Genomic DNA, 13,249 nt, shown 5'->3' on the forward strand with positions numbered 1-13,249 from the left:
TCATCTGAATAAAAATACGGTATAATAACTATATATACCTATATACCGTAAGGATGGGAGGAAAATATCATGAAACAAATACTTTTTGCAGCGTCCGAGGCCGTGCCTTTTATCAAGACAGGCGGACTGGCAGACGTAGTTGGATCTCTGCCGAAATATTTTGACAAAGAAAAATATGATGTCCGTGTCATGCTGCCGAAATATCTCTGTATGAAAGAAGAGTGGAGAAATCAGCTGCAGTACAGGACACATTTTTACATGGATCTGAACTGGCGTACAGAGTACGTGGGAATTCTCGAGCTGCAGTACGAGGGAATTACATTCTATTTTATAGATAATGAGTATTATTTCAGCGGGTGGGCGCCCTACGGCGACATGTATGCGGATATTGAGAAATTTGCCTTTTTCTCCAAGGCTGTGCTGAGCGCGCTTCCGGTGATCGGTTTCCGCCCGGATATCATCCACTGCCATGACTGGCAGACCGGACTGATCCCCATCTTTCTTGATAATTTCCGCTACGGAAACGAGTACTACCGTGGGATCAAGACCATCATGACCATCCACAACCTGAAATTCCAGGGCACCTGGGATACAAAGAGAGTGCAGGATATTACAGGTCTTCCTTCCTACTATTTTGTGCCGGACAAGCTGGAAGCATACAAGGACGCCAATTACCTGAAGGGAGGTATCGTGTATGCTGACCGCATTACAACTGTCAGCAGTACATATGCCGAGGAGATCAAGACGCCGTTCTACGGGGAAAAACTGGATGGACTTATGAACGCCCGCGCAGGCAGCCTGTCCGGTATCGTGAACGGTATTGACTATGACGACTACAATCCGGAGACGGACAAACATATTGCCCGCAATTACTCTGTCAAGAATTTCAGGAAAGAAAAGGTAAAGAACAAGGTCGCTCTCCAGGAAGAGCTGAATCTCGAGCGGGACAATCATGCAATGATGATCGGTATTGTCTCCAGGCTGACAGATCAGAAAGGATTCGACCTGATCGACTGCGTGCTGGATGAGCTCTGTCAGGATGCCATCCAGATCGTGGCTCTGGGAACCGGGGAGGCAAAATACGAAAATATGTTCCGTCACTATGCGTGGAAGTATCCGGGAAAAGTTTCTGCCAACATTTATTATTCAGAGCCTATGTCCCACAAGATCTACGCGTCCTGCGACGCCTTCCTCATGCCGTCTCTCTTTGAGCCCTGCGGCCTGAGCCAGCTTATGAGCCTGCGCTACGGCACCCTGCCCATCGTCCGTGAGACCGGCGGTCTGAAGGATACGGTGGAGCCTTACAATGAGTACGAGAAGACCGGAACCGGCTTCAGCTTCAGCAATTACAATGCCCACGAGATGATGGCCACTGTCCGCTATGCGGAGCAGATCTTCTACGACCGCAAGAGAGACTGGAACAAGATTGTTGAGAGAGCCATGGAGCAGGATTTCTCATGGAACCATTCTGCAAGAGAATACGAGAAGCTTTACGACGAACTATAGAATGCATGACAGGATGATTTTAAGCTGCCGCACCTGTTTATCTGGCGCGGCAGCTTCTTTATTCTGACGCACAAGAAGACAAAAACAGAAAGGACAGAACATGAGCATGATGGACGCGAGAACCAAGGAGGCGGTCCGCTATCTGGGATTTGGGAGACAGGAGGCGGACGAGGCGACGCTGGCCATGGTGGCCCGCTCCTTTGAGGAGCTGAAAACCGCCGCCTCTCCCAGGATCGTCTGGCGTATCTTTGACCTGAATCCGGAGGGGGAGGATTCCCTCAATATAGGCGGGATGAAGATCCACAGCAAAAGCCTGTGCAGGAATATGAAAGGATGCTGTCAGGCAGTAGTCCTTGGAGCGACGCTGGGAGCCGGGGTGGATCTTCTCATGCGCCGTCAGTCCCTCACTGACATGGCAGGTGCTGTGGTGACCCAGGCCTGCGCAGCTGCCATGCTGGAGGAATATCTGGACGGGGAACAGGAAGAGATCGGCCGGGAGCTGGAGCGGGAGGGAAAATACCTGCGGCCCAGATTCAGTCCCGGTTATGGTGATTTCTCCATCACCCACCAGAGGCAGATCCTGTCCATGCTGGAAGCGCCAAAAAGGATCGGCCTTTCCATGACAGAAAGCTCTATGCTGACTCCGGTAAAATCCGTCACAGCTGTGATCGGAGTATCTGCCGAGCAGGAGCCCTGCCACAGGAAAGGGTGTGAGGCATGCGAAAAGAAAGACTGTATATATCGGAGGAACGAAGGATGATACTGGAAAGACTAGGAAAAGAGCTGCTTTTTTTTGACGGCGGCATGGGGACGCTCCTGCAGGAGAAAGGGCTTCGCCCGGGAGAACTGCCGGAAGTCTGGAATCTGGAGCACACAGAGGAGATCGTGGACATACACAGGCAGTATTTTGAGGCTGGCAGCGACATTGTCCTCACTAACACCTTCGGCGCAAACGCCCTCAAATTCCACAGCGGTGACTATGATCTGGAGGATATCATCACAGCAGCTGTGGTAAGCGCCAAGGAGGGGGCTTATCTTGGGGTCCACGATGACAGGGAGGTCTATGTGGCCATGGATATAGGTCCCACAGGAAAGCTCTTAAAGCCTCTGGGAGATCTGGATTTTGAGACCGCGCTGGCAGCTTTCGGGGAGGCCGCCAGGTACGGGGAGGCCGCCGGTGCCGATCTCATCCACATCGAGACGATGAGCGACATGTATGAGATGAAAGCCGCTGTGCTGGGGGCGAAAGAGAACACCTCCCTCCCGGTCTTTGCCACCATGATCTTTGACGAGAAAGGGAAGCTCCTGACAGGCGGAGATGTGGCAGCTGCTGTCGCCATGCTGGAAGGCCTCCGGGTGAATGCTCTTGGCATCAACTGCGGACTGGGACCGGAGCAGATGCTTCCCATCCTGGAGGAGATCATGAAGTATACCTCTCTGCCGGTAATCGTCAAGCCAAATGCAGGCCTGCCCAGACAGAGAGACGGCCGCACCGTGTATGATGTTGCCCCGGAGGAATTTGCCGCTTCCATGAGGCGGATCGTGGAGATGGGGGCCTGCGCGATCGGCGGCTGCTGTGGCACTTCCCCGGCTCACATCCGGCAGATGACCAGCCTGTGCAGGGGAATGGAAGCAGGGCTGCCCGTCAGGAAGACAGATACCATTGTCTCCTCCTACGGAAGAGCGGTGGTGCTGGGTGAGAAACCGGTGATCATCGGGGAGCGCATCAACCCCACAGGGAAAAAGAAATTCCGGCAGGCGCTGAAAGACCATGACATGGATTACATTCTGAAGGAGGCTGTTGCACAGCAAGAGCAGGGAGCCCACATCCTTGACGTCAATGTGGGACTGCCGGATATTGACGAGACAGCCATGATGAAGGAAGTGATCGGGGAACTCCAGAGCATCACAAGCCTTCCCCTGCAGATCGACACAGTAGAGCCTTCTGCCATGGAAGCTGCCATGCGGATGTACAACGGCAAACCTATGATCAATTCCGTCAACGGCAAGCAGGAGTCCATGGACCAGGTCTTTCCCCTTGTGAAAAAGTACGGAGGCGTGGTGGTGGGACTGACCCTGGACGAGGCGGGGATTCCTGCAGACGCCGAAGGGAGGGCGAAGATCGCCGGAAAGATCATAGCAGAGGCTGCCAAGTACGGAATCTTGCCGAAAGATATTGTCATCGATGTGCTGGCCATGACGGTCAGCTCTGACCCGGAGGGGGCTAAAACGACCCTGGAGGCCCTCCGCCTTGTGCGGGAGAGATACGGTGTCCGCACGGTGCTGGGTGTCTCCAATATATCCTTCGGGCTTCCCTGCCGCCCGGTCATCAACGCTCATTTCTATACCATGGCTCTTCAGAGCGGCCTTACAGCCGGGATCATCAATCCCGCATCAGAGGAGATGAGGAAATCCTACTATGCCTACTGTGCGCTGATGGGCTATGACAGCAACTGCGAGGATTATATCCGGGAGTTTGGGAATGCCCGGGCAGATCAGAGTGCCTCACCTGTGGCATCCTCCCTCACGTTGAAAGATGCGATCGAGAAGGGGCTGAAAGAAGACGCTTCCGCCCTCACCAGAGAGCTGGTAAAAGAGCGGGAGCCTCTGGAGATCATCGACAGTGAGCTGATCCCGGCGCTGGACCAGGTGGGGAAGGGCTTTGAGCAGGGCACTGTCTTTCTCCCCCAGCTTCTTATGAGCGCGGATGCGGCTAAAAATGCCTTTGCTGTGCTCAGAGACAAACTGGAGGAGAGCGGCAGCTCCGCAAAGAAGAAGGAGAAGATCATCCTGGCCACAGTCAAGGGAGATATCCATGATATTGGAAAGAATATTGTGAAAGTGCTCCTTGAAAATTACAGTTTCGATGTGATCGATATGGGGAAAGACGTTCCGCCTGAGGATATTGTCAGGCGCGCACTGGACGAGGATGTGCGTCTGGTGGGTCTCTCCGCCCTTATGACCACCACTGTGGGAAGCATGGAAGAGACTATCCGCCAGCTTCGGAAGGAGAAACCGGACTGCAAAGTGATGGTTGGAGGCGCTGTGCTGAACCAGGAGTACGCGGATATGATCGGGGCGGACTTCTATGGGAAAGACGCCATGCAGTCTGTCTACTACGCCCAGCGTCTGTTTGAAAAATAGGACGGAAAATGTTTCTTATTTTATACACGCTGTCTCCTTGACAGAAAATTAACATTTGGCTATAGTGGTAGTGTTAAATGACCCTTTTTGAGGGGGCAAGTTCTATTACAGGAGGAGACCGCTTTATGATGAGAGGATTGGATACAACGGTGAGGAGACTGCGCCGGAAAGTATTCGAGGAGGTTGCCAGGCTTGGATTTAAGTCCAACCCGGAGACATTGAACGATGACATGGAAGCCATTCCGTACAAAATGGTAAACGAGGACACAAAAATAAAATACAGGGAGAGTGTGTACAGAGCCAGGGCGATTGTCCGGGAGAGACTCCGGCTGGCCATGGGACTGTCGCTCCGTCCGGAAAATAAACCTGTCCATCTGACAGCAGGTGTGGAGGCCAGTAATATCTCCGATAAATATTATGAGCCGCCGCTTATGCAGGTTATCCCATCTGCCTGTGAGGCCTGTGAGGAGAAGGGATATGAGGTCAGCAATATGTGTAAGGGATGTCTGGCCCACCCCTGTATGGAAGTCTGCCCCAAAGGAGCGATTTCCTTTGTGAAGGGAAAATCCTATATTGACCAGTCCAAATGTATCAAGTGCGGCAAGTGCAAATCCGTCTGTCCCTACGACGCCATCGCCAAGAAGGAGCGTCCCTGCCAGAAGGCATGCGGCGTGGGTGCGATCACGTCTGACAAGATGGGCCGGGCCTACATCGACAGCGATAAATGCGTGTCCTGCGGCATGTGCATGGTCAGCTGCCCCTTTGGCGCTATCTCCGACAAGTCACAGATCTTCCAGCTGGCGAGAGCACTGAAAGAAGGAGATCATATTATCGCCGAGATCGCGCCTGCATTCTATGGACAGTTTGGAGATAACATCACGCCGAGAAACCTGAAGGCTGCTCTCATGGAACTGGGCTTCAAAGAGGTGTATGAGGTGGCGCTGGGCGCAGATATCGGAGCTATTGCGGAGGCCCACCACTATGTGGAGAAGGTGACGACAGGAGAGCTGCCCTTCCTTCTCACATCCTGCTGCCCATCCTGGGCAATGCTGGCCAAGAAGTTCTTCCCGGATCTGATCGATGAAGTGTCCCAGGAGCTGACTCCCATGGTGGCCACAGCCAGGACTATCAAACAGGAGCACCCGAATGCCAAAGTGGTCTTCATCGGTCCCTGTGCGGCCAAGAAGCTGGAGGCCATGAGAAGAAGCGTTCGCAGTGATGTGGATTTCGTAGTAACTTTTGAGGAGCTTCAGGCCATGTTTGACGCAAAGGATATTGATCTCAGCCAGTATGCTGCCGAGTCCTCCTTCCACAACGCCACCGGAGCAGGACGTGGTTACGCAGTGGCAGGCGGCGTGGCTGACGCTATCAAAAAATGTGTCAATACCTACTATCCGGACGTGGAGGTACATATTGAGCACGCGGAGGGACTGGCTGACTGTAAGAAGATCCTGACCCTGGCAAAGGCAGGGCGGATGAACGGCTGCCTTATCGAAGGCATGGGCTGCCCGGGCGGATGTGTGGCCGGAGCAGGAACCAATATCCCGGTTGCAAAAGCGCAGAAGAAGATCCAGGATTTCGTAAAGGCATCCTCCAAACAGGTGCCGCCCAAGGAACTGGAAGAGATCGAGCTGAAATAAGACGGATAAGAGATGAGAGCGGAACAGCAGCCGCATGCGGCATAAGTCTGACAGGCCCCGGCGTTGACAAACGCCGGGGTTCTCTTTATAATTAGATGTTAGTTTGAAAAATTAGGAGGAAACTATGCAAAAATACGGTGTAAATGAATTAAGAAAAATGTTCCTTACATTTTTTGAGAGCAAGGAGCACCTTGCGATGAAGAGTTTCTCGCTTGTGCCCCACAACGATAAAAGCCTTCTTCTGATCAATTCCGGTATGGCGCCCTTGAAACCTTACTTCACAGGTCAGGAGATCCCGCCCAGAAAGAGAGTGACCACCTGCCAGAAGTGCATCCGCACAGGCGATATTGAAAATGTGGGAAAGACGGCCCGCCACGGTACATTCTTCGAGATGCTGGGCAATTTCTCCTTTGGAGACTATTTTAAGAAAGAATCCATTGCCTGGACATGGGAGTTCTTAACAGAAGTGGTAGGTCTTGACCCGGACCGCCTGTACCCTTCTGTGTATGTGGATGACGATGAGGCCTGGGAGATCTGGAACAAACAGATCGGGATTCCCGAGGAGCGCATCTTCCGTTTTGGCAAAGAAGATAACTTCTGGGAGCACGGAAGCGGACCCTGCGGTCCCTGCTCAGAAGTCTACTATGACCGGGGCGAGAAGTATGGCTGCGGAAAGCCGGACTGTACAGTAGGCTGTGAATGTGACCGGTATATGGAGATCTGGAATAATGTATTTACCCAGTTTGACAATGACGGCCAGGGCCACTATACAGAGCTGGAGCAGAAAAACATTGACACAGGAATGGGACTGGAGCGTCTTGCCTGCATCGTACAGGACGTGGACTCCATGTTTGATATAGACACCATCCGTGCTCTCCGTGAGCACGTGTGCCGCCTTGCAGGCAAAGAATATGAGAAGGATTACGCCACAGATGTCTCCATCCGTGTCATCACAGACCATATCCGTTCCGTAACCTTTATGATCTCCGACGGTATCATGCCCTCCAACAGCGGAAGAGGCTATGTGCTGCGCCGGCTTCTCCGCCGCGCCTGCCGTCATGGCCGTCTCCTCGGCATCCAGGGCGAATTCCTTGTGGAGCTGGCCCAGACCGTTATAGACGGATCCAAGGACGGATATCCGGAGCTGGATGAGAAGAAAGATTTCATCTTCAAGGTGATCACAAAGGAAGAGGAGCAGTTTAACAAGACGATCGACCAGGGACTTTCCATCCTGGAGGGCCTGCAGGCTCAGATGGAAGCGTCCGGAAGCACGGTTCTCTCCGGCGAGGAGGCTTTCCGTCTCTATGACACGTACGGTTTCCCTGTGGATCTTACAAGAGAGATCCTGGAAGAAAAGGGATTCTCCATTGACGAAGAGGGATTTGAAAAGGCGGCGAAAGCTCAGAAAGAGCGGGCGAAGGGAACCTTCGGCGAGACAAACTATATGGGCGCTGACGTGACCGTGTACGAGTCCATCGATCCTTCCGTGACCAGCACATTTGTGGGATATGACCATTTAACATACAGCTCTAAGATCACAGTCCTCACTACAGAGGATGAAGTCGTGGACGCACTCTCTGACGGCGAGAAAGGCACCGTGTTTGTAGATGAGACTCCGTTCTACGCTACAAGCGGCGGCCAGGAGGCGGACAATGGCGTGATCCGCACAGAGGACGGCGTGTTCCAGGTGGAGGACACCATCAAGCTCCTGGGAGGAAAGATCGGCCATGTAGGCCATGTTGTGAGCGGTATGCTGAAAGTGGGAGACAAGGTTTCCCTGGAAGTCAATGAAGAGAAGCGTGCGCTCTCCGCAAGGAACCACAGCGCGACACACCTTCTTCAGCAGGCGCTCCGCCAGGTGCTGGGAACACATGTGGAGCAGGCGGGATCTTCTGTCAACGAATACAGACTCCGCTTTGACTTTACCCATTTCTCAGCCATGACAAAGGAAGAGCTGAAAAAGGTGGAAAACATCGTCAATCAGCAGATCATGAACTGCCTGCCGGTAAAGGCTGAGAACATGCCCGTCGAGGAGGCAAAGAAGACAGGAGCGGCTGCCCTCTTTGGCGAGAAGTACGGCGACATCGTCCGGGTTGTGAGCATGGGCGATTTCTCCAAAGAGTTCTGCGGCGGAACCCATGTGGACAACACGGGTGTCATTACTGCCTTCAAGATCATTTCTGAGACAGGTGTGGCTGCCGGCGTGCGCAGGATCGAGGCCCTCACATCCAAGGGGCTTCTCCGGTACTATGATGAGCTGGAAGAGAAGCTGGAAAGGTCGGCAAAGCTCCTCAAGACCACACCGGACAAGGTGGAGGAGAGACTGTCCCACATGATCTCTGAAAACAAAGAGCTCCACAGCCAGGTTGAGAGCCTGAAGAGCCAGCTGGCCAAAGAGTCCATGGGAGATGTGACAGACCAGGTGACAGAGGTGAAGGGAATGAAGTTCCTGGCAGCCAAGGCACCAGGCGCTGACATGAACGGCCTCAGAGACCTGGGCGACCAGCTGAAGGAGAAGCTGGGAGAAGGCGTAGTTGTGCTCGCTTCTGATGCAGGCGGCAAAGTAAACCTGATGGCCACAGCCACAGACGGAGCTGTCAAAGCAGGAGCCCATGCAGGCAACCTGATCAAGGTCATCGCATCCTGCGTCGGCGGAGGCGGAGGCGGCCGTCCGAATATGGCTCAGGCAGGCGGCAAGAACCCGGCTGGCATTGATGAAGCCCTGGAGAAAGCAAAAGAAGTACTGGAAAACCAGCTCTAAAACGAAAAAAATGATTGACGTCCAGGAAAAATGTGCTATAATCTAATGTAGTGCAATAAATATACCCGAACAGTCGTATGATGCACAATATAGGGCTGGAGGGGAGGTTAGGTGTGAGACTATGTCAAATGTAATCGTTAAAGAAAACGAGACGTTGGACAGCGCTTTACGCAGATTTAAAAGAAGCTGCGCAAAGGCTGGTATTCAGCAGGAAATTCGGAAAAGAGAGCATTACGAGAAACCAAGCGTAAGACGCAAAAAGAAATCCGAAGCTGCAAGAAAACGTAAATATAACTAATGTGCAAAATAAAGATGACACGCTTTTGCGTGTCATCTTTTTATATCTCTTCCATCTCTCTCAGCTCATGGTACAGCTTTGCAATGGGAAGTCCCACCACATTGTTGTAATCTCCCTGTATCTCCTTTATATGAACGGCAAAAGGCCCCTGTATCCCGTAGGAGCCCGCCTTGTCCATGGGATCGCCGGTCCGGATGTAGGAGAGCAGCTCTTCTCTGCTCACCGGGTAGAAAGTAACCTGGGTGCAGACGTGGAACGTGCGCGTATATTTCTTTTCGCCTTTCATCTGGATGAGGCAGACACCGGTATAGACCTGATGCGTCCGGTCTGCCAGCATGGAGAGCATGGCCAGGGCCTCCTCCTGGTCAGTCGGTTTTCCCAGGATCTCGCCCTGGTAGGCCACCACGGTGTCCGCCCCGATGACAGTGAAGTCTTCCGTCATGGAGCCTAAGGACTTGTCAAAGATATCCCGGGCTTTCAGGGCTGCCAGTCCTTCCACGATCTTAGCAGGACTTTCTCCTTCGATTCTTTCTTCTGCGCCGGAAGGGCACACATCAAAAGTAAATCCGGCCTGAGCAAGAAGCTCCTTTCTTCTGGGAGATGCAGAGGCAAGTATATATTTCACTGCTGATCACAACCTTTCCTTACTGTTTTTTGATACCGGCCGGGCAAAAATTATTCTCTGTCTTGCGAAAGACCGGGCCGGTGCACTATAATAGCTATTATAAGACAAAAATGAAATGGAGGAAAGACCCCTATGTATATCAGCGAAATCACAACCACTCCACCGGACAATGTGTCTGAGAGAGTTCCACTGGAACAGGAAGTGTACAAGGTTTTTAAAAAGCTTGGCATCCCCTATGAGAGAGTAGACAATGACCCTGCCTCTTCTATGGAGGAGTGCGCCGAGATCGGTGAAGTTCTGCAGGCTCCGGTGCGGAAGGATGTCTTTCTGTGCAATCAGAAAAAGACCTCTTTCTTCCTTCTTCTCATGCCTGATGACAAACCATTCGACACATCGTCCTTCAGCAAAAAGCTGGGCGTGTCCCACATGTCTTTTGCCCCGCCGGAGTTGATGGTGAAACATATCGGCTGCACGCCCGGCTCTGCCAGCGTGGTGGGTCTTCTGAATGACGAGGACGACTATGTGCAGCTCATCATCGACAAGGAGGTGGCGCAGGCAGAGTGGTTTGTCTGCAATACAGGCATCAACACTACCCACCTGAAATTTAAGACCCAGGATCTTTTAAAGAAGTTTCTCCCCTACACCCATCACAGGCCAAGAATCGTGGAACTCTAAAAAGGTTCATACAGCAGGGGATCCGTTATCCTTCTATCCCTGCCTCCGGGTCCATCCTGACTTCAATGCCGTTGACTTCCACCTGGTCATCCACAGGGATCACCAGGCATTTCCGCCCGTCTACGATCCTGACGTCCACCAGGTCTGTCCGGTCCGGATTGACATTGATCACAATGTCCGGGGTCTTGATGTTAAATTTCTTTGTGCTGGCAATGTTGGAGGCCAGAAGAGAGGCCTTCTCGCCCACTGTCTCGTCAAATTCCCGGTCAAAACCTTCCAGGTTCTCCTCCGGCACGCCGCTCAGAGAGAACAGACGCCGGACTTCCAGCTTGCCCAGCTCCAGGGGTTCCGGCTCCTCTTTATTCTCCTCGATCAGTGTGTTCAGATTTTCATGGATGTTGCGGATCACGCTGTATGAGCAGTCCTCGCCCAGTGTGTCCGCGATCATGGCCTGGAACGACTCTTTCTGCGTACCGGCGCTTAAGACCTGGCTGCATCCCAGTACCTGGGTGAGAAAGACTTCCTGCAGCTCTTCCGGCTTCTTGGAGTAGTAGAGAAGGCTGTGCACATCTTGGGCCCTGTCATTGAAAGCGGGGAAGAGGAATCCACTTATCGGGTCGTTTACGATCCAGTCCCGGATCCGGTCCTCGATGCTGTTGTGCTCTGCGTTGTAGCAGAGCCCTGCCTTGGACAGAGAGACCGGACAGATGCTGCACAGTATGTAATCATAAACCGTGTCAGAGGCGTCGTACATCTCCATTCCGTCAGACGCCTTTCCCGGCACGTCGTAAGCAGCGTGGATGAGAAGGATCAGATAGTGCTCCCCAAAATCATAGTTCTCGATCACCTTGTCATAAAATTCAGAGACAAGCATATCATCCGTGAGTTTGCCGTCCTTGAGCTGCATCAGGAACTCCTGGGCGCCGCCCTTTAACTCTTCATCCAGCGGAAAACTCATGTTGAGAAGATTCTTCCCCACTGTGCCGGACAAAGTCCTCTTAAACAGGTCAAAATACTTGAATTCTTCCTCCTCGGGAAGGGAGAGGAAGGCCTCCTTAAATTCCAGTTTCTTTTCCTTGTCTCCGTCCACGTAGCAGCCGCAGATGCGTGTGATAGCACAGTTCTGCGGTGAAAACTGCTTCCGGATTTCCAGAACTTCTTTTTTATTCATGAAATACCCCTTTTCTTTATAAAATCAGCTGTCATCTCTCTTCTGCGAGATAAATTCCGGAGTAATTATTTTAACACAGATGGGAATAAGTGAAAAGAATAAAAATATATTAGTAACAGACGATATATGCAAGGAGAGATGTGCATATGAAGCGATTTTTGACGGCTCTTCTGTGCGGGGCGCTGCTCCTTCAGCCTGTCCTTATCAAAGCTGCCCCCGAGGCCGGCACAGAAGCCGGTGCAGAAGAGCCCCATACAGCCGGACCTGAGGTGAGCTCACCCTCCGCGTTTCTGGCAGAGGCATCTACAGGGAAAGTGATCTACGAGAAGAACGCGGATGAAAAGCGCCCTCCTGCCAGTGTGACCAAGATCATGACCCTGCTTTTGATCTTCGACGCCCTCTCGGAGGGTAAGATTTCTCTGGCAGACCAGGTCACTGTATCCGAGTATGCGGCCTCCATGGGCGGATCCCAGGTGTTTCTGGAACCTGGTGAAGTGCAGACCGTGGACACGATGATCAAGTGCATCGCAGTGGCCAGCGCCAATGACGCCTGCGTGGCCATGGCAGAACATGTGTGGGGCAGCGAGGAGGAGTTCGTCAGGCATATGAACGAGAGGGCTGCCGGTCTGGGGATGGAGAGTACCAGCTTTGTCAACTGCAATGGCCTGGATGCCGACGGGCATCTGACTACGGCGCGGGATATTGCGGCCATGTCCAGAGAACTGATCCTTACATACCCGCAGATCCGGGATTACGCCTCCATCTGGATGGAGGATATTACCCATACAACAGCAAAGGGAAGCAGCACGTTCACGCTGGCAAACACAAACAAGCTGATCCGCCAGTACGCCTACGCCACCGGCCTTAAGACCGGTTCCACAGACGACGCCGGCTTCTGTGTGTCCGCCACAGCCAAGAAGAATAATATGGAGATGGTTGCAGTGGTCATGGGAGCCGAGACGTCCAAAGAGCGGTTTAAAGATGCAGTGACTCTTCTGGACTATGGTTTTGGAAGGACTGTGAAATATGTGGATGAGGGAATACAGGCATTGGAGCCTGTGGATGTGGAAGGCGGCCGGGAGAGGCAGGTGCCTGTCCGGCAGAAGGAGCCCTTTCAGTATGTGGACACTGACGGAGCTGATCTGGCGGCCATTGAAAAAAAGTATGAGACAGAAGAGAAGCTGAAGGCCCCTGTAAAGACCGGGGACTTTGCCGGGAGCGTCGTGTACTTTCTGGATGGCACCGAGATCGGCAAAGTGGACATTGTAGCGGCAAAAGAGGTTCCCAAGGCCAGCTACCTGAACTGTCTGGAACAGACGCTGGAGCTGTTCTTTCCGGCATAGTAAACAGTGAAAGGATAGGCGGGAGCGGCGGAAGATAAGTTGCAAAATATCAGTACAGACTATATAATCATTACCAGAACTGCCCG

The 13,249-nt window shown here is 52.7% G+C and carries 10 protein-coding genes; 8 read left to right on the forward strand and 2 right to left on the reverse strand.

Annotated features, from left to right (window positions below; translation table 11 throughout):
• Positions 1–69 precede the first annotated feature (69 nt).
• From glgA to rpsU, 6 genes are all read left to right on the forward strand, one after another.
• Positions 70–1,506, forward strand: a complete 1,437-nt coding sequence (gene glgA / locus INF30_RS01445; RefSeq protein ID WP_226394002.1) for a glycogen synthase GlgA — start codon at positions 70–72, stop codon at positions 1,504–1,506.
• A gap of 109 nt (positions 1,507–1,615) precedes the next feature.
• The gene (locus tag INF30_RS01450; protein WP_226394185.1) at positions 1,616–2,266 is read left to right on the forward strand and encodes a vitamin B12 dependent-methionine synthase activation domain-containing protein; all 651 of its coding nucleotides are present in this window, start codon (positions 1,616–1,618) and stop codon (positions 2,264–2,266) included.
• Positions 2,263–4,650, forward strand: coding sequence for a homocysteine S-methyltransferase family protein (locus INF30_RS01455; RefSeq protein WP_226394003.1), 2,388 nt, complete (start codon positions 2,263–2,265; stop codon positions 4,648–4,650). The genes INF30_RS01450 and INF30_RS01455 overlap by 4 nt, the downstream gene beginning before the upstream one ends.
• A 125-nt stretch (positions 4,651–4,775) precedes the next feature.
• Positions 4,776–6,290 carry a 4Fe-4S dicluster domain-containing protein gene (locus INF30_RS01460; protein WP_076777477.1) on the forward strand — a complete coding sequence of 505 codons (1,515 nt, stop codon included), beginning with the start codon at positions 4,776–4,778 and terminating at the stop codon, positions 6,288–6,290.
• A 124-nt stretch (positions 6,291–6,414) separates the two neighbouring features.
• On the forward strand, positions 6,415–9,051 hold the full coding sequence (gene alaS, locus INF30_RS01465; RefSeq protein ID WP_226394004.1) for an alanine--tRNA ligase: 2,637 nt from the start codon (positions 6,415–6,417) through the stop codon (positions 9,049–9,051).
• A 121-nt stretch (positions 9,052–9,172) separates the two neighbouring features.
• On the forward strand, positions 9,173–9,349 hold the full coding sequence (rpsU, locus tag INF30_RS01470) for a 30S ribosomal protein S21 (protein WP_004222305.1): 177 nt from the start codon (positions 9,173–9,175) through the stop codon (positions 9,347–9,349).
• Positions 9,350–9,389: 40 nt separating this feature from the next.
• On the opposite strand, the gene INF30_RS01475 is transcribed toward rpsU, so the two are convergent.
• Complete coding sequence (locus tag INF30_RS01475) at positions 9,390–9,974, reverse strand: Maf family protein (protein WP_226394005.1); 585 nt, start codon at positions 9,972–9,974, stop codon at positions 9,390–9,392.
• A 132-nt stretch (positions 9,975–10,106) separates the two neighbouring features.
• Between INF30_RS01475 and INF30_RS01480 the strand changes: the two genes are divergently transcribed.
• Entirely contained in the window at positions 10,107–10,649 is a 543-nt protein-coding gene (locus tag INF30_RS01480) for a prolyl-tRNA synthetase associated domain-containing protein (RefSeq protein WP_226394006.1), read from the forward strand.
• Positions 10,650–10,674: 25 nt separating this feature from the next.
• On the opposite strand, the gene INF30_RS01485 is transcribed toward INF30_RS01480, so the two are convergent.
• Positions 10,675–11,820, reverse strand: coding sequence for a DUF4317 domain-containing protein (locus tag INF30_RS01485; RefSeq protein WP_226394007.1), 1,146 nt, complete (start codon positions 11,818–11,820; stop codon positions 10,675–10,677).
• Positions 11,821–11,966: 146 nt separating this feature from the next.
• Here INF30_RS01485 and INF30_RS01490 point away from each other — a divergent pair, with 146 nt between their 5' ends.
• Positions 11,967–13,163 carry a D-alanyl-D-alanine carboxypeptidase family protein gene (locus INF30_RS01490; protein ID WP_226394008.1) on the forward strand — a complete coding sequence of 399 codons (1,197 nt, stop codon included), beginning with the start codon at positions 11,967–11,969 and terminating at the stop codon, positions 13,161–13,163.
• The last annotated feature ends 86 nt before the right edge of the window (positions 13,164–13,249 follow it).

This window comes from Claveliimonas monacensis (genome assembly GCF_014982975.1).
Classification (GTDB): Bacteria; Bacillota; Clostridia; order Lachnospirales; family Lachnospiraceae; genus Claveliimonas; species Claveliimonas monacensis.

Excerpts from the sequence above, each read along its gene's own strand:
- glgA (WP_226394002.1), top strand. The coding sequence starts at position 70 with ATGAAACAAATACTTTTTGCAGCGTCCGAGGCCGTGCCTTTTATCAAG.
- INF30_RS01450 (WP_226394185.1), top strand. The coding sequence starts at position 1,616 with ATGGACGCGAGAACCAAGGAGGCGGTCCGCTATCTGGGATTTGGGAGA.
- INF30_RS01455 (WP_226394003.1), top strand. The coding sequence starts at position 2,263 with ATGATACTGGAAAGACTAGGAAAAGAGCTGCTTTTTTTTGACGGCGGC.
- INF30_RS01460 (WP_076777477.1), top strand. The coding sequence starts at position 4,776 with ATGATGAGAGGATTGGATACAACGGTGAGGAGACTGCGCCGGAAAGTA.
- alaS (WP_226394004.1), top strand. The coding sequence starts at position 6,415 with ATGCAAAAATACGGTGTAAATGAATTAAGAAAAATGTTCCTTACATTT.
- rpsU (WP_004222305.1), top strand. The coding sequence starts at position 9,173 with ATGTCAAATGTAATCGTTAAAGAAAACGAGACGTTGGACAGCGCTTTA.
- INF30_RS01480 (WP_226394006.1), top strand. The coding sequence starts at position 10,107 with ATGTATATCAGCGAAATCACAACCACTCCACCGGACAATGTGTCTGAG.
- INF30_RS01485 (WP_226394007.1), bottom strand. The coding sequence starts at position 11,820 with ATGAATAAAAAAGAAGTTCTGGAAATCCGGAAGCAGTTTTCACCGCAG.
- INF30_RS01490 (WP_226394008.1), top strand. The coding sequence starts at position 11,967 with ATGAAGCGATTTTTGACGGCTCTTCTGTGCGGGGCGCTGCTCCTTCAG.